The organism is Candidatus Flexicrinis affinis, from assembly GCA_016716525.1.
GTDB classification, from domain to species: domain Bacteria; phylum Chloroflexota; class Anaerolineae; order Aggregatilineales; family Phototrophicaceae; genus Flexicrinis; species Flexicrinis affinis.
Map to the genome: position 1 here is coordinate 2114467 of JADJWE010000001.1, position 15641 is coordinate 2130107.

At 62.0% G+C, this 15641-nt stretch carries 11 protein-coding genes; 5 read left to right on the plus strand and 6 right to left on the minus strand.

Features of this window, described 5'->3' with window-relative positions; genetic code table 11:
- Position 1: 1 nt before the first annotated feature.
- Together IPM16_09075 and IPM16_09080 are read right to left on the minus strand one after the other, a co-directional pair.
- On the minus strand, positions 2-361 hold the full coding sequence (locus IPM16_09075; GenBank protein ID MBK9123259.1) for a hypothetical protein: 360 nt from the start codon (positions 359-361) through the stop codon (positions 2-4).
- A complete protein-coding gene (locus tag IPM16_09080) occupies positions 330-1511 on the minus strand; it encodes a DUF21 domain-containing protein (protein ID MBK9123260.1) in 1182 nt (393 codons plus the stop codon). Before IPM16_09080 ends, IPM16_09075 begins: the two co-directional genes overlap by 32 nt.
- Before the next feature lie 236 nt (positions 1512-1747).
- On the opposite strand from IPM16_09080, the gene acnA reads away from it, so the two are divergent.
- Positions 1748-4447, plus strand: a complete 2700-nt coding sequence (gene acnA / locus IPM16_09085) for an aconitate hydratase AcnA (protein MBK9123261.1) — start codon at positions 1748-1750, stop codon at positions 4445-4447.
- 121 nt (positions 4448-4568) lie between these two features.
- The gene (locus tag IPM16_09090) at positions 4569-5135 is read left to right on the plus strand and encodes a Uma2 family endonuclease (protein MBK9123262.1); all 567 of its coding nucleotides are present in this window, start codon (positions 4569-4571) and stop codon (positions 5133-5135) included.
- Here IPM16_09090 and IPM16_09095 read toward each other — a convergent pair.
- Positions 5132-6346 (minus strand): YcaQ family DNA glycosylase, encoded by a 1215-nt coding sequence (locus tag IPM16_09095; protein ID MBK9123263.1) that lies wholly within the window; start codon positions 6344-6346, stop codon positions 5132-5134. The genes IPM16_09090 and IPM16_09095 overlap by 4 nt on opposite strands.
- Before the next feature lie 170 nt (positions 6347-6516).
- On the opposite strand from IPM16_09095, the gene IPM16_09100 reads away from it, so the two are divergent.
- On the plus strand, positions 6517-7470 hold the full coding sequence (locus tag IPM16_09100) for an NAD(P)-dependent oxidoreductase (GenBank protein ID MBK9123264.1): 954 nt from the start codon (positions 6517-6519) through the stop codon (positions 7468-7470).
- Between the two features lie 84 nt (positions 7471-7554).
- On the opposite strand, the gene IPM16_09105 is transcribed toward IPM16_09100, so the two are convergent.
- Positions 7555-8583 carry a dipeptide ABC transporter ATP-binding protein gene (locus IPM16_09105; GenBank protein MBK9123265.1) on the minus strand — a complete coding sequence of 343 codons (1029 nt, stop codon included), beginning with the start codon at positions 8581-8583 and terminating at the stop codon, positions 7555-7557.
- A complete protein-coding gene (locus IPM16_09110) occupies positions 8584-9588 on the minus strand; it encodes an ABC transporter ATP-binding protein (GenBank protein MBK9123266.1) in 1005 nt (334 codons plus the stop codon). It lies immediately after the preceding gene.
- A gap of 359 nt (positions 9589-9947) precedes the next feature.
- Between IPM16_09110 and IPM16_09115 the strand changes: the two genes are divergently transcribed.
- Positions 9948-10550: a DinB family protein gene (locus tag IPM16_09115; protein MBK9123267.1), complete on the plus strand. Its 603-nt coding sequence runs from the start codon at positions 9948-9950 to the stop codon at positions 10548-10550.
- A gap of 112 nt (positions 10551-10662) precedes the next feature.
- Positions 10663-12639 carry an APC family permease gene (locus tag IPM16_09120; GenBank protein MBK9123268.1) on the plus strand — a complete coding sequence of 659 codons (1977 nt, stop codon included), beginning with the start codon at positions 10663-10665 and terminating at the stop codon, positions 12637-12639.
- 175 nt (positions 12640-12814) lie between these two features.
- On the opposite strand, the gene IPM16_09125 is transcribed toward IPM16_09120, so the two are convergent.
- A complete protein-coding gene (locus IPM16_09125) occupies positions 12815-15553 on the minus strand; it encodes a bifunctional acetate--CoA ligase family protein/GNAT family N-acetyltransferase (GenBank protein MBK9123269.1) in 2739 nt (912 codons plus the stop codon).
- Positions 15554-15641: the final 88 nt, after the last annotated feature.

The following is a 15641-nucleotide window of genomic DNA, read 5'->3' on the forward strand; positions in this document are numbered from 1 at the left end:
GTCAGCGAATGTCCCGGCGGAACTGGCGCATGCTGAGGAAGCGCAGCACGAAGCCGATCACCGCGGCCATGATCACCGCGGCGATCACGCCGGCAGCAGCGGCCACGAAGAACGAGACGCCTTCACGTCCATTGAACACCAGAAAGCCGACGACCAACGCCGCAATGATGAGCGGAAGGCGCAGCAGCACGACGATCTGCTTGATGATTCCCTCAACACCGCCGACCACCGCACTTCCGACCGTCCCGACGATTCCCGGCTCTTCCGGGGTGACCTGCCGGCGTAAGTCCTGTGCCATCGCGCGAATCTCGTCGTCGCTCAGGCGAATGTCATCCTGTGGTTGATGCTGATTCCGTGCCATCGGGTGCCTCTGAGTTCGGATTCAAGCTGCTTGGCTCAATGCCCATGGCCCGCAGCTTGGCGAGCGATCGTTCCTGCGCGAGGGCGCGCATGTCGCGGCTGATGTCGGTCTCGTCCATGATCTCCGCACCCAACAGGGTTTCCAGCGCGTCTTCCAACGTGATCAAGCCGGCTGTGCCGCCGTACTCGTCAAACACCAGAAACATGTGGTCACCATCGGTGATGAACTTCTCCAACACGCGATCGACGCGCAGCGTTTCCGGCACGCTGTTGATCGGCCGGCGCAGCGCGTGCAGCTTCACATTGTCGGCATCTTCGGCAACCCGCCCTAAGATATCGGAGCGCAGCACGTATCCTTCGATGTCGTCGTAGTCGCGCACGTAGATCGGGATGCGGCTGTACGGCAGCACCTTGTGGCGCGCGCTGACCTCGGCGACGGTCATCTTCCCCGGCAGCGCGAACATTACGGTTCGCGGCGTCATGATGTCATAGACCTGCAGTTCGCTCAGCTTCAGCAGGTTCTTGAGCACGCGATTTTCGCTTTCTGCGAGACCGCCGCCAGTGCGGCTTACGTCGGCAAGCACAGCCAGCTCTGCACGCGTGATGGTCGGCTGCGCGGACTCGCCGCCGACGAGCCGCGCGATCCACTGCATCACGACCAGAATCGGATACATGACGAAAACCATGGCGCGCAGCGTATAGGCCGCAAACGGCATGAGCTGTTTGGAGTAGTTCGCGCCAATGGTCTTCGGCAGAATTTCGGAGGCGACGAGAATCAAGAGGGTCAGCACAGCCGAAATGAGGCCGAAGTACTCGTTGCCGAAGACGCCGACCGCCTCGGCTCCTGCGCCCGCCGCACCCACGGTATGTGCGACCGTGTTTGCGGTCAGAATTGCGCTGATCGTGAGTTCGAGATTCTGCTTGTGCTTGCGCATCAGGAGGCCGTACCGCTTGCCTTCCGAAGCGGCGACCTCGATTGCCGAGGCCGATGAGGACAGGAGAATGGCTTCCAACATCGAACACAGGAATGAGATACTCAGCGCCAGCGTGATGAAGAACAGCATGCCGCCGACGGTTCCTGCAGGCGCGCCATCCGTCGGGCCAACCGGGGCCGCCGCGACCACCGCGCCTAGCTCTATGAGTGGGTTCATGTCCTCCTCGGTGGGCGCCTCTCGATCCGCGCCCCGGGATACCTGCTGCGCAAAGTGTAGCACAAAGCGTAGAATGCTGCGGCACCTGTCTGGCAGAAGATCGTCCAGTGCGCATTCGAAGACGTCCGATCGCATTCACCCTGTAGACAGATGATTGGACTGACCGGGTGCTAACAATGCCGCATGTTTTCGGCTAGAATGGGGGCACTCTCGTCTACACACATGAGGGCTTCCCTATGGCGAACTTTGTCGATGCGTTCGGCGCTCGCGGCACGCTCCGCGTCGGTCCCCGGGACTACACTGTCTTCCGGCTCTCGAAGCTGAAGGAACAGGGGATAGGTCACGTCGACCGTCTCCCGTTCAGCATCAAGATCCTCCTCGAGAACGCCCTGCGCCACCTCGACAACTTCGAGGTCAGCGAACAGGACGTGCGCAACATTGCTGCGTGGGACCCGACCGGCGCGGACAAGCCGGAAATCCCGTTCAAGCCGGCGCGTGTCGTCCTGCAGGACTTCACCGGCGTGCCGTGTGTGGTCGACCTTGCCGCGCTGCGCTCCGCGATGGTGCGAATGGGCGGCGACCCGGCCAAGATCAATCCGAACATCCCCGTCGACCTCGTGATCGACCACTCCGTGCAGGTCGACGCCTTTGGCTCGGATGCGGCGCTCAAGATCAACGCCAGCTTCGAGTTCGAACGCAATCGCGAACGCTACGAGTTCCTGCACTGGGGCCAGAAGGCCTTCCAGAACTTCAAAGTCGTCCCGCCGGCCACCGGCATCGTGCATCAGGTCAACCTCGAATACCTCGCCAAGGTCGTGCAGACCGGCCCGGACGGGTCGCTCTATCCCGACTCGCTGGTCGGCACCGACAGCCACACGACGATGATCAATGGTCTCGGCGTGCTGGGCTGGGGCGTCGGCGGCATCGAAGCAGAAGCGGCGATGCTCGGCCAACCCATCTACATGCTGATGCCCGAGGTGATCGGCTTCAAGCTGACCGGCCAACTGCGCGAAGGCGCAACGGCCACCGATCTCGTTCTGGTCGTCACGCAGATGCTGCGCAAGAAGGGCGTGGTCGACAAGTTCGTCGAGTTCTTCGGCGCCGGCCTGAGCAAACTCAGCCTGCCCGACCGCGCTACCATCGCCAATATGGCGCCCGAATACGGCGCGACGATGGGCTTCTTCCCGGTTGATGACGAAACGCTCAACTACCTGCGCCGCACTGGCCGCGACGACGCGCTCGTCGCCGTAGTCGAAGCGTACAGCAAGGAACAGGGACTGTTCCGTACAGATGCCACGGTCGATCCGATTTTCACCGACGTCGTCGAGCTGGACCTCAGCTCGGTCGAGCCGAGCATGGCCGGCCCGCAGCGCCCGCAGGATCGCATTCTGCTGCGCGAGGTCAAGGCGACGTTCAAGCAGGCGCTCGAAGCGCCGGTCAACGAGCGCGGCTACGCCCTCAGTGAGAGTCAGCTTGAGCGCGTCGGCGTTGTTCAGAACGGCGCTAAGCACGAGATCACGCACGGTGCGGTCGTCATCGCGGCAATCACGAGCTGCACCAACACCAGCAACCCGTCGGTGATGGTGGCTGCAGGCTTGCTCGCCAAGAACGCCGTCGAAAAAGGCCTGACCCGTCAGCCGTACGTCAAAACCAGCCTTGCCCCCGGCTCGAAGGTCGTGACCGAGTATCTCGATAAGGCCGGCTTGTCTGACTATCTCGATCAGCTCGGCTTCCAGACGGTCGGTTACGGCTGTACGACCTGCATCGGCAACAGCGGCCCGCTGCCGGCCGAGGTCAGCGCCGCGGTGAACGAGTCTGATCTTGTCGCCGCCGCAGTGCTGAGTGGCAACCGCAATTTCGCGGGCCGCATCAGCCCTGACGTGAAGGCCAACTTCCTCGCGTCTCCGCCGCTGGTCGTCGCCTATGCGCTAGCCGGAACGGTGGACATCAACTTCGATACTGACCCGATCGGCACCGGCAAGGATGGCGCGCCGGTCTTCCTGCGTGACATCTGGCCGAGCCAGCGCGAGATTCTGGACGTCGTCGGCTCGTCGATCACCGCCGAGATGTATCGTGAGCAGTACGGCAACGTCTACGATGGGAACCCGGATTGGAACGCTATTCCCTCGAAGAGCGAGCCTGTCTACAGTTGGGACGACGCCAGCACGTACGTGCAAGAGCCGCCGTTCTTCGTCGACATGCCGGCCGAAGCGCCGGGCGTCGCGCCCATCACCGGTGCACGCGCGTTGGCCCTGTTTGGCGACAGCGTAACGACCGATCACATCAGCCCGGCGGGCAGCATCGCCAAGGACAGCCCGGCGGGTGCGTACCTGCTCGGCAAGGGCGTCGAGCGCAAGGACTTCAACAGCTACGGCGCGCGGCGCGGCAACGATCGCATCATGACGCGCGGCACGTTTGCCAATATCCGCCTGCGTAACCTCCTTGCGCCGGGCACAGAGGGTGGCGTAACGCATTACCTGCCGACCGGTGAGCTGATGAGTATCTATGACGCCGCGATGAAGTATCAAGCCGACGGCACTCCGCTGGTGATCCTGGCCGGCAAGGACTACGGCATGGGTTCCAGCCGCGACTGGGCCGCCAAGGGCACGTTCTTGCTCGGCGTCAAGGCGGTCATCGCGCAGAGTTTCGAGCGGATCCACCGGTCGAATCTGGTGATGATGGGCGTGCTGCCGCTGGTGTTCGAGGACGGGCAAAGCTGGCAGTCGCTCGGCATCGCCGGTAATGAGCACTTCCGCATTGAGGGGTTGGACGACAACATTCAGCCCAAGCAGAAGCTCACCGTCGTCGCCACCGGCGCCGACGGCAGCGAGAAGCGCTTCACCGCGACCGCCCGCGTCGATACGCCGGTCGAGGTCGAGTACTACAAGAACGGTGGCATCCTTCAGACCGTCCTGCGCAACTTCCTCAGGCAGTAGCGCGCAGACACGCACGCATAGTAACGGCCGGGGATCGGACAGCTCCCCGGCCGTTTCTGTTATACTGAAACCGTTATTGAGGTGAGGCATGCCCATGGCCGCGATTGAACGCTCAAAATCCATGACTGCTGACGAATTCGACCGCTTTGCATTGGCGGACGAAAACAGCGAGCGCATCCTAGAATTCATCGACGGTGAGGTCTTCGAAGTGCCAAGTAACCCGTATGCGTCAAAGATCTCCATGCGAGTTGGCGTCCTGATCGGCGTCTACCTTCTCAGGCAGCCAATAGGGCACTTGACCGGTGAAGCCGGTGGCTATCGCGTGTCAGGCGACCGGTACGCACCAGATGTTGCATTTGTTCGTCGCGACAAACAAGAAGAGGTTGCGACGGAAGGCTATAACCCGGTGCCCCCGGATCTCGCCGTCGAGGTCGAATATCCGACCAGCATCAAGTCGCAGCGCCGGCTTGAGAAGAAACTGGCACGGTACGCGGCAGACGGCACTACGGTGTGGGTCGTCTATCCCGAGACGCGAGAAGTCGAAGTCCACACGCCTAACCAGCCCGTACGGATCGTCGGCATTGACGGCGCACTCGACGGCGGCGACATCCTGCCCGGATTCACGCTCGCCGTCAGAGACATCTTCCCCGACAGTGACGCCCCAGACGTGCCCACGTCGGGCGCCTAATCCAGACCCGAAGACTTTAGCGCGTCCGCGAAGGCCGGCGAGTCGGTATCGGTGATTCGCACTTCGGGCGTGCCGTGCCACTGCGCGAAATCGTGCAGCGCGCTGTTGAGCCCCGCCACCAGCTTGTTTGTCACCTTCACACCCGTCTCGAGGTGCAGACGTCGTATCTCCAGCACCCCGTCCTTGCGATGCGCTTTCGGGTCAAGCCGCCCGACCATTTTCGCCCCGTGCAGGATCGGCAGCGTGAAGTAGCCGAACTTGCGCTTGTGCTCCGGTGTATAAACCTCGATCTTGTAGTCCATGCCGAACAACCCGAGCAGGCGTTCGCGATCCCACACCACCGGATCGAACGGTGACAGCACCGTTGTTCGACTGGCCTTCACCGCGCGGTCAGCGATCTGCTGCAACGTATCGAGATCGTCACGGTGGGCATACCACGCCTGCGGATCATCCCCGACGTGCACCTTGGTCAACGTGCCGGCCTTCACCAGTCCGGGCAGGACGCGCTTGACGTCTCCCTTCTTGATGCGGAAGTAGTCGGCCAGCCAGCGCTCTGGCGCGACGCCGAGCATGCTCACCGTGCGCTCGACCCAGTCGGCATGAATCGAGTTGACGTCGGGCGTCTTGGCGTCATCCCATGGATATACGCGCTCCTGTAGATCATAGATGCGTTGGAAGTTCTCTCGCCGGGCGACCATCAGCTCGCCGAAATCGAATAAGCACTCGAGCGCCAGCTTCTCGGACTTCCAGTTCCACCAGCCGCCCCGAGCGTCGGGGGTACGTTCGAAATCCGCCGAGCGCACTTCGCCATTCTCATGGACATGCTTGCGCACAGCCTCGATCGTGTCTTGCAGTTCTCGGCGGGACACCCACGCATTCACCCGGCTGTCCGGCGCACGCCGTTCGAGCATGAAACGCCGATACTGCCCGAAGGACTCGATCGGGAGGAAACAGGCCGCATGCGCCCAATACTCGAACAGTTTGCGCTCGGCCAGCAGATCGGTCAGCCAGTTCAGCGGATAGTGCCCGAGCCGGCTCCACAGCACCAGATACGGGCTGCGGTTGACCACACTGATCGTGTCGATCTGCAGGACGCCCATACGCCGGATGGTGGTCAACAAGTCCGCTTTCCTGACCTTGCGCTGGCGGCCAGTGAGTCCCTGCGCGTGCAGCAGCGCCGTCCGCGCGTGGTCGAGTGTCAGCCGTAACATAGGCGTTGCCTTCTGGTGAAAATGAGAACATGTGTTCCGTAATTCTAGCATAGTGTGCCTTCACGGGCAACGCAGGTGTCAGTCTAATGCGGTGCCGGCAGGATACTGTGCTGGGTCGCCGTTTACGGTAGACTCGCTACGTTTCGCACCTGATGAAAAGGATGTCAGCAATGCGCGTTGTCGTGATTGGCGCCACAGGGCACGTTGGAACATACATGATCCCTCGTTTGGTCGAAGCGGGACACGAGGTAATCGCATTGAGCCGCGGGCAGCGTACGCCGTATCAGCCGCACGCCGCGTGGGATTCTGTACAACAGATCACGATCGACCGCGACGCCGAAGACGCGGCGGGTACGTTCGGCGGGCGGATCCGCGATCTCAAACCGGATATCGTGATCGACATGATCTGCTTCACGCGAGGCAGTGCCCAACACCTCGTCGAGGCGCTGCGGGGTCACGTTCAGCATTTCCTGCACTGCGGCACGGTCTGGGCACACGGGCACAGCGTGGAGGTTCCGACCGTCGAGGAAAGTCCGCGTCAGCCATTTGGCGACTACGGTGTACAGAAGTGGCAGATCGAGTCGTACCTGCTTGACGAAGCGCGGCGGACCGGCTTCCCCGCCACTATTCTGATGCCCGGCCACATCGTCGGCAGGGGCTGGCTTCCGATCAATCCGGCCGGGCACGTCGACCCGAACGTGTTCGTCAAGCTGGCCCGGGGCGAGCCCCTTGCCCTGCCCAATCTCGGCCTCGAAACGCTGCACCATGTCCACGCCGACGACGTCGCGCAAGCGTTCATGCAGGCGATCGCCAATTGGTCCAGCGCGGTGGGCGAGAATTTCCACGTCGTGTCTTCCGCAGCACTCACGCTGCGCGGATATGCCGAGGCGGTCGCAGGGTGGTTCGGGCAGAAGGCGCAGCTCTCTTATCTGCCGTGGGACGAGTGGCGGACGACCGTCTCGGAGAACGATGCCGCGGCCACATGGGACCACATCGCCCACAGCCCGAACTGCAGCATCGCCAAAGCGCAGCGGCTGATTGGATACCAGCCGCGATACACCTCGCTTCAAGCGATCCGCGAGGCCGTCATGGACCTGATCGAACGGGGCGTCATTGCGGTCTAGGCGCATACTGCGCGCGGGTCAAAAGCAAAAGAAAACGCCGCCCGATTTCGAGCGGCGTTTTGACTGCGTTGTGTGTCGCGGCGCCTAGACCGCCGGCACGCGGTGGCAGGCCACAAAGTGACCCGGCGTGACCTCGATAAGCTCGGGGTCCGGATCGCGGTGGCAATACTCGATCTTCACCGGGCAGCGCGTGTTGAAGTTGCAGCCAACCGGCGGGTTGGCCGGGCTGGGCAAGTCGCCGGCGATGAGGATGCGCTGGCGCTTCTCTTCCACGCTCGGGTCAGGGACCGGCACCGCGGAAAGCAGCGCCTGCGTGTACGGATGCAGCGGGTTGTCATACAGCTCGTCGGTGGGAGCCAGCTCGACGATCTTGCCGAGGTACATCACGGCCACGCGGTCGCAAATGTGCCGCACCATCGACAGGTCATGGGCGATGAACAGGTACGTCAGGTTGAGTTCCTGCTGCAAGTCCTCGAGCAGGTTGACGACCTGCGCCTGAATCGAAACGTCGAGCGCCGAAATCGGCTCGTCGCACACGATGAACTTCGGGTTCAGCGCAAGCGCGCGCGCGATACCGATGCGCTGACGCTGACCGCCGGAAAACTCATGCGGGTACCGGTTGATGTAGAACGGGTTGAGGCCCACGCGCTCGAGCAGCGCCTCGACGTTCTCGCGTAGCTCACGACCGCGCATGATGTTGTGAATGCGCAGCGGCTCGCTTACGATGTTGCCAACCGTCATGCGCGGGTTGAGCGACGCAAACGGGTCCTGAAAAATGATCTGCATCTCACGGCGCAGGGCGCGCAGTTCCTCGCCCTTCATCGTGGTCAGCTCGCGCCCCTCAAAGACGACCGAGCCGGACGTCGGGCGGTAGAGCTGAAGGATAGTACGGCCGGTGGTACTCTTGCCACAGCCGGACTCGCCCACGAGGCCGAGTGTTTCGCCGCGCTTGACGTCAAAGCTGATGCCGTCGACCGCACGCACAGCGCCGACTTGCCGCTGGATAATCAAACCCGACGTAATCGGGAAGTGCTTGTTGAGATTGCGGACGCTGAGGATCGTATCTGCGGCCGCCGCCGTCTTCGGTTGAACCGCGCTCGCCACTGCCGACATTTACAGCTTCCCTTCCGTTTCAGCCTTGAGAGCCGCCGGTAGGTCGTACCAGGCCGCGACAAGATGACCTTCAACACTACCCGCGGCTTGGCGCAGCGGTGGGGTTTCCGTCCAGCAGCGTTCACTGCGATACGGGTTGCGCGGCGCGAATGCGTCGCCGACAGGTTCAACGCGCATATCTGGTGGCGAACCTTCGATCTGCACCAAACGTTGACGCCCGCCAGCGACATCGAGGCGAGGCAGCGATCGGAGCAAGCCGAGCGTATATGCGTTGCGCGGATCCTGGAACACGGAGCGGATCGGCCCGCGTTCGATGATCCGGCCAGCGTACATGACGTTGATCGTATCGGCGAGGCCGGCCACGACACCGAGGTCGTGTGTGATCCAGATCATCGCCATGCCAAGTTCTTTCTGAAGCTGCTTGACCAGTTCGATGATCTGCGCCTGAATGGTGACGTCCAGCGCGGTCGTCGGCTCGTCGGCGATCAATAGTTTCGGGTTGCAGCTCAGCGCCATGGCGATCATGATGCGCTGCCGCATCCCGCCCGAAAACTGGTGCGGATAGTTCTTCAGGCGCCGGCGTGCGTCTGGAATGCCGACCATATCGATCAGCTCGGCAGCACGGTTGTCGGCCTGCGTGTTGTTCATACCCAGATGAAGCTTAAGGGCTTCGGTGATCTGCGTGCCAACCGTGAGCACCGGATTGAGCGAGGTCATGGGGTCTTGGAAGATCATGGCGATCTCCGCCCCGCGCACCAGCCGCATCTCGTCACGGCTCAGCTTGAGCAGGTCGCGCCCCTGAAAATTCACCTCACCGTTGGTGACTTTTCCGGGCGGGCTGGGGATCAGCCCCATAATCGACAGGGCATGCACGGACTTGCCGCTGCCCGATTCCCCAACAACGCCCAGCGTCTCACCCTCGTTCAGCACATAACTTACGTCGTTGACGGCGTAAATTGTGCCTTCTTGGGTATAGAAGCGGGTGACGAGGTTTTTCACCTCCATCAACACACCCACGGTCCACCTCCACCTAACCCCAAAGCGCGCTGCCGCGCGTTGTAAAGCCAACTTGAAACTGCGTATGAGCGCAACTTGCCGCCCGACGGGTTGGACTCCCCAGTCATCCCCCGCCTACGCGTGTCGAATTGTAGCCTAATGACCATTCCGCCACAAGTTTTACTGCGCTTAACGCAAATTTGGTATGTCTTTCGAGTAGTCTAACAAAGACCTAATGATTCTACGGTTAGGTTGAGCGACGCTCAAGCGTCGAAACTGCGGACAGGAAGCGTGCGCCATGCGCACAGCACCGGACGGGGCCGGCCACCTGATCGCACTACGTTCATTCATTGGATTGAGGAGCCCTGATGGTTATCGATTTCACCCCACTTCGCGAGCGGAAGCTGAAAGCGGGCGAGTTCTCCGCCCACTACACGCTAGCGGACATTCGCGAAACGGCCGTCGCTGGTATCGCGTTCATGCGCGAGCTTATCGCCGACCTCGATGACGCCGACGTTACCTTTGACCCTGTCGACCCTGAAGCCAACGATCCGTATGCCCGCGCCGGCGAAGAGCACATCGGATGGAGCATCGCCCACCTCATCGTACATGTGACCGCTAGCACCGAAGAGGGTGCGGCGCTCACCTCGGTTCTGGCACGTGGCATCTCCTACCCCAACGAGGTCCGCTTGCGGTACGAGACGGACTGGCGCACCGTGACCAAGAAGTCGCAGCTCGAGCAGCGCCTCGACGAAAGCCTGCGGATGCGTCTTGCCTTTCTTGACTCAATGCCCGACAAACCGCTGCTCGCCACCGTCAAGCGCAGCGATCGGTTTGTCGAACTGTTCGGCGAGACCGACTATAAGGCCACCTACATCTTTAGCCTGATGCACGAGTTCGGGCATCACGCGCAGATGCTCGAGGTCAAGCGGCAGGCGATCGAAGGACGTAAAGCAGCCGCGGCGCGGTAGCCGGAAACCTGTGCAATAGCACCAAACATTGAGGCCGGCGCAATTGACGTTGCCGGCTGACAGGCCTATGATCGAACCGTAGTGCTTTTGCGGGGTAGTTCTAGGTCATCACATGGTTGATATTCGCCGGACCCTCATCGGGGCGCCGCTCGCAACCCACCAAGCAATTGAACAGCGCCTTTCGAAAGTAAAGGCGCTGGCTGTGTTTAGCTCCGACGCGCTCAGCTCGAGTGCTTACGCGACCGAGGCGATCCTGCTCGTCTTGATTGCCGCCGGCACAGGCGCGCTGGCCGTGAGCTGGCCCATTGCCATCGGCATCGCTTCGCTACTGCTGATCGTCAGTTTCTCCTACTTCCAGACGATTCACGCCTACCCTAACGGGGGCGGCGCGTACATCGTCGCGAAGGACAACCTAGGCACGTTTCCGGGGCTGATCGCTGCCGCGGCGCTGCTCATCGACTACATCCTCACCGTCGCCGTGTCGGTATCTGCGGGCGTCGCTGCGCTCACATCCGCGTTTCCGGAAATCGCACACCTGCGTGTTCCATTGGCGATCGTGATCGTCGCCTTCATGACGTTGATGAACCTTCGTGGTGTCAAGGAATCCGGCACGTTCTTCACAATTCCGACGTATGCCTTCGTCATCGGCATCTTGATGATGCTTGGTTGGGGCCTCGTCCGCATCGTCACGGGCAACATCCCCGCCCCTCACGAAGGCCAGATCCTGACCGATGGCATCATCGGCGCGACCGAGGGCCTGACGCTGTTTATCGTCTTGCGCGCGTTCGCCGCGGGTTGTACCGCACTCACCGGTGTCGAAGCCATCAGCAACGGAATTCCGGCTTTCAAGCCTCCAGAAAGCAAGAACGCCGGGCAGACTCTTATCGTGATGGTAACGATTCTATCGACGCTGTTCATCGGCATTACGTTCCTCGCCAACCACTTCCCGATCGAAGTGGGTGGGCATGGCGGGCAAACCGTCCTCGCGCAGATCAACGCCGAGGTATTTGGTGAAAGCACGGTCTTCTTCTACTACGTGCAGTTCGCCACGCTGTTCATCCTATCGTTAGCGGCCAATACGGCCTTCAACGGCTTTCCGCGACTTGCGTCGCTCATCTCGGCCGACCGGTTTCTGCCGCGCCAATTGACGAACTTCGGCGATCGGCTGGTGTATAGCAATGGCATCATACTGCTGGCTGTGCTGGCGTCACTGCTCATCGTGATCTTCGACGCGCGCGAACACAGTCTGCTTCCATTGTATGCCGTTGGCGTGTTCATCAGCTTCACGCTCTCGCAAAGCGGCATGGTCATTCATTGGCTGCGCGACCGTAGTCGTGAAGGATTCGTCCCGACTGGATCGTGGCGGTTCAAACTGGGCATGAACGCGTTCGGTGCGGTGTGCACGTTCGTCGTCGGGATCATCCTGATGGTGACGAAGTTTGCCGAGGGCGCGTGGCTCGTGATGGTCGCGATCCCGCTGCTGATCGCGATGTTCCTCAAGATCCATAGTCACTATGGTGAGGTCGCGCACTCGTTGTCGCTTGATGGCCTTTCACCCACCCCGCCGCGGGTACGTAATTTGCTGCGCAACCACGCGCCGATGATCGTGCTGATGAACAGCCTCAACCGCTCGTCGCTGCAAGCGCTCGAGTACGCGCTGCAGATCAGTGACAATGTGCGCGCGCTGGCGATCGCCGTCGAACCTGCGCAGATCGAGGTCCTGCGCAAGAAGTGGACGCAGTGGAACCTCGACGAAGTCCCGCTGGACATTATCGAATCGCCGTTCCGTCAGATCAGTGTTCCGTTGGTACAGTACCTGCATGAACGCGACACGGCCGATCCCGAGCGCCTGCCGACCATTGTGGTCATCCCGCAGTTCGTCGTGTCGAAGTGGTGGGAGAACCTGCTGCACAACGGGACGACGAGCGTGATCCGCGCCGCTCTGTATACCGATCAGATCGAACGCGGGCATGGGCGTCCGGTGGTATTCGTGCCGTACCGCATCGGCGATACGTTGTACCAACCGGACATCATAGGCCGCGAATTGCCCAAGAAAGGCGACCCGAGCGGCGACGAGCTGCAGGGGTAGTCACTTCAACCTGCAACGTAATTGAACAAGGGTAGCCGAGCGCGGCCCTTGTTGCGTATCTGGGGCGTGAATCGACGGGACACGGCAGTGCCGTGTCCCGTCGATTCAATATGTGCGCGAATATCACACGCGAACCTCACGCCTGACGACTGTCTACTGACACCTGACAACTTCCCTAGAGGTCAAGCGTGACGCGCATCAGCTTTTCTTCGGCGTCGAACTTCTGCGTGAAGCCCAGCGCCTTGCAGATCTTGAGCATGCCGGTGTTCTCGGGCAGCACATACGCCCAAATCTGCTTGACGTGCTCTGCCTTACCCCACTCGATCAGGCGCTTCAGGAGTTCGGTACCCAGCCCCATGCGCTGATACAGATCGCTGATGAGCAGCCCGTACTCCGCCTCGCCGCGACCGTACGCTTTGGTCAACCGGCCAATACCGAGGATTTCCGGCTCGCCATTCGATGAACGGCGCACGGCGACCAGCGCCATTTCGCGGTCGTAGTCGATGAACGCCAAGCGCGACAAGCGGTCGTGCGCGATGCGCTGGCCGAGCTTCATCATGCTGAAATAACGAAGATACACCGACCGCTCGGACAGGTGCTCGTGGAACTTCGAGACCAGCGGCTCGTCCTCAGGCCGGATGGGCCGAATTTCGAACTCGTCGCCGGTCTTGCTCGTCCACGGGTGGATGTATTGACGCGGGTACGGCCGGATCGCCGGGCGCGGCAGCTCGGCCTCGTCGGTATCGGGCGGCATCAGCACGACGCGCGCGTCGAGCGCAACAAACCGTTCCGATGACGCGAGCAGCGGGTTGATGTCGATCTCCTTGATCCACGGCTGTTCGACCACGAGCTGGCTGAAGCGCACCATCAGGCGTTCCAGTGCCGGCATGTCGACGGCTTTGCGGCCGCGCACGCCCTTGAGTGCGGTATAGATTTTGGTCTGCTCCATCATGCGGCGCGCCAGCGTCGTGGTGAGGGGTGGCAGGCCCAGCGCGCGGTCCTTATAGACCTCGACCAGCGAGCCGCCCGTGCCGAAAAGCAGCACCGGTCCAAACTGCGGGTCAAGGCTGCTGCCGAGAATGAGCTCATAGCTGTCGGTCATACGGATCATCGGCTGAACCGCGACGCCGCCGAAGTGCTCCGCTCCGGCCTTCTCGGTCACGCTCTCGCGGATTTGGTTGAACGCGCGCTTTACGCCGTCGCTGTTGGTGACGTTAAGCACCACACCACCGACGTCGGTCTTGTGCGTGATCGTCTCGCTGTGCAGCTTGATCACGACCGGGTAGCTGATCTTCCCCGCGGCGGCGACCGCCTCGTCCTCGGTCTTGGCGACAATGTTGGCGACCGTCGGGATCTTGTACGCCGCCAGAATGCGCTTCGACTCGTCCTCGGTCAGGATGTCGCGCTTCTGTTCGCGCGCCGCCTTGATGATTTCCTCCACGGCCGCGCGATCGGGGACATCGCCGTAGTGATCTTCCGGTAGGTCGGGAGTCTCGTACAGACCGCGCAAGCTATAATCGTAGCGCCACAGGTAGTTGAACAGGCGCACGGCCGTGTCGGGATAAGGGAAGGTCGGGATGCCGGCCTCGGCGAGAATGGCCTCGCCCTCCTTGATCGCCGCGCCGCCCATCCAGCTCGCCAGCACCGGCTTGTTGTCGATCTTGGCGTATGGCTTGAGCCGTTCGGCGGTGGCGGTCGGGTCAGTCATCGCCTGCGGCGTGAGGATAACGAGCATCCCGTCGGCATGCGGATCGGCCGCCGCGACTTCAAGCGCCTTCGCATAGCGTTCGGGGTCGGCGTCGCCGAGGATGTCGATCGGGTTGTTGTGGCTCCATGCCGACGGCAGGAACGAATTGAACGTCTCCATCGTCTCTGGGCTAATGTCCGACAGCTCGCCGCCGTCGAGGATCAGCGCGTCGGTCGCCAGAACGCCGGGTCCGCCCGCGTTGGTCACGATGCTGAGCCGGTTGCCCAGCGCGCGCGGCTGTTTGGCCAGTACCTCGCTGATGTAAAACACATCGCTGATGCGCTCGACGCGCAGCACGCCGATGCGGCGCAGCGCCGCGGCGAACGTGTCGTCGCTGCCGGTCATCGAGCCGGTATGGCTAGCAGCAGCAGCGGCGGCGGCGGCGGTGCGCCCGGCCTTGATCAGGATGATCGGCTTGCGGCGGGCGACCTCGCGCGCTGCGCTCAGGAAGGCACGCGCATCGCCGATCGACTCCATGTAGATGACGATGCTCTGCGTGGCCGGGTCTTCGCCGAGGTAGTAGATCAGGTCCGCCCAGCCGACGTCGAGCATCGAGCCGATACTGATGAACGCGCTGAAGCCGACGTTCTCGGTAAAGCTCCAGTCCAGCACCGACGTACAGATCGCGCCCGACTGGCTAATGAATGCGACGTTACCGGGGTTGGCGATACCGCCGGCGAATGTGGCGTTGTAGTGCCCGCGCGGCATCATCACGCCGAGGCAGTTGGGTCCGATAATGCGCATCTTGCCGGCCGCGATTTTGAGGATTTCGTCCTCGAGCGCCTTCCCTTCTGGGCCGGTCTCTTTGAATCCAGCGCTGATGATCACCGCGCCCGGCACGCCGTTGTCGACGCATTCCTGCACGATGGCCGGGACGGTCGGCGCCGGGGTGACGATCACGGCGCAGTCCACCTGATCGGGGACATCGGCGATCGACTTGTAGGCGCGCACGCCGAGGACACTCTTACGCGTCGGGCTGACCGGATAGACCGTGCCGCCGAACGGGCTTGAGACGAGGTTGTAGAGGATGGTGCGGCCGACCGAGCCGACCTTTTCGGTGGCGCCGATGACGGCGACCGAGCGCGGCTTGAGGATCGGATCAAGCGGGTGTCGCTCCTCGATCATCGCGTGCTGCTGCGTGACCTTGGTCGGAGGTGTGTCTGTCATGGAGGGGACCTCTCTGGATATCCAGCGGAGAACTCCCCTATTGTACCGATGCTTCGCACGCCGACGCTAACCAGAAGTATGTGATGTC

What these genes read in the sequence shown, in the direction of transcription:
- IPM16_09075 (MBK9123259.1), bottom strand. Translation starts at nt 361, where the DNA reads ATGGCACGGAATCAGCATCAACCACAGGATGACATTCGCCTGAGCGAC.
- IPM16_09080 (MBK9123260.1), bottom strand. Translation starts at nt 1,511, where the DNA reads ATGAACCCACTCATAGAGCTAGGCGCGGTGGTCGCGGCGGCCCCGGTT.
- acnA (MBK9123261.1), top strand. Translation starts at nt 1,748, where the DNA reads ATGGCGAACTTTGTCGATGCGTTCGGCGCTCGCGGCACGCTCCGCGTC.
- IPM16_09090 (MBK9123262.1), top strand. Translation starts at nt 4,569, where the DNA reads ATGACTGCTGACGAATTCGACCGCTTTGCATTGGCGGACGAAAACAGC.
- IPM16_09095 (MBK9123263.1), bottom strand. Translation starts at nt 6,346, where the DNA reads ATGTTACGGCTGACACTCGACCACGCGCGGACGGCGCTGCTGCACGCG.
- IPM16_09100 (MBK9123264.1), top strand. Translation starts at nt 6,517, where the DNA reads ATGCGCGTTGTCGTGATTGGCGCCACAGGGCACGTTGGAACATACATG.
- IPM16_09105 (MBK9123265.1), bottom strand. Translation starts at nt 8,583, where the DNA reads ATGTCGGCAGTGGCGAGCGCGGTTCAACCGAAGACGGCGGCGGCCGCA.
- IPM16_09110 (MBK9123266.1), bottom strand. Translation starts at nt 9,588, where the DNA reads ATGGAGGTGAAAAACCTCGTCACCCGCTTCTATACCCAAGAAGGCACA.
- IPM16_09115 (MBK9123267.1), top strand. Translation starts at nt 9,948, where the DNA reads ATGGTTATCGATTTCACCCCACTTCGCGAGCGGAAGCTGAAAGCGGGC.
- IPM16_09120 (MBK9123268.1), top strand. Translation starts at nt 10,663, where the DNA reads ATGGTTGATATTCGCCGGACCCTCATCGGGGCGCCGCTCGCAACCCAC.
- IPM16_09125 (MBK9123269.1), bottom strand. Translation starts at nt 15,553, where the DNA reads ATGACAGACACACCTCCGACCAAGGTCACGCAGCAGCACGCGATGATC.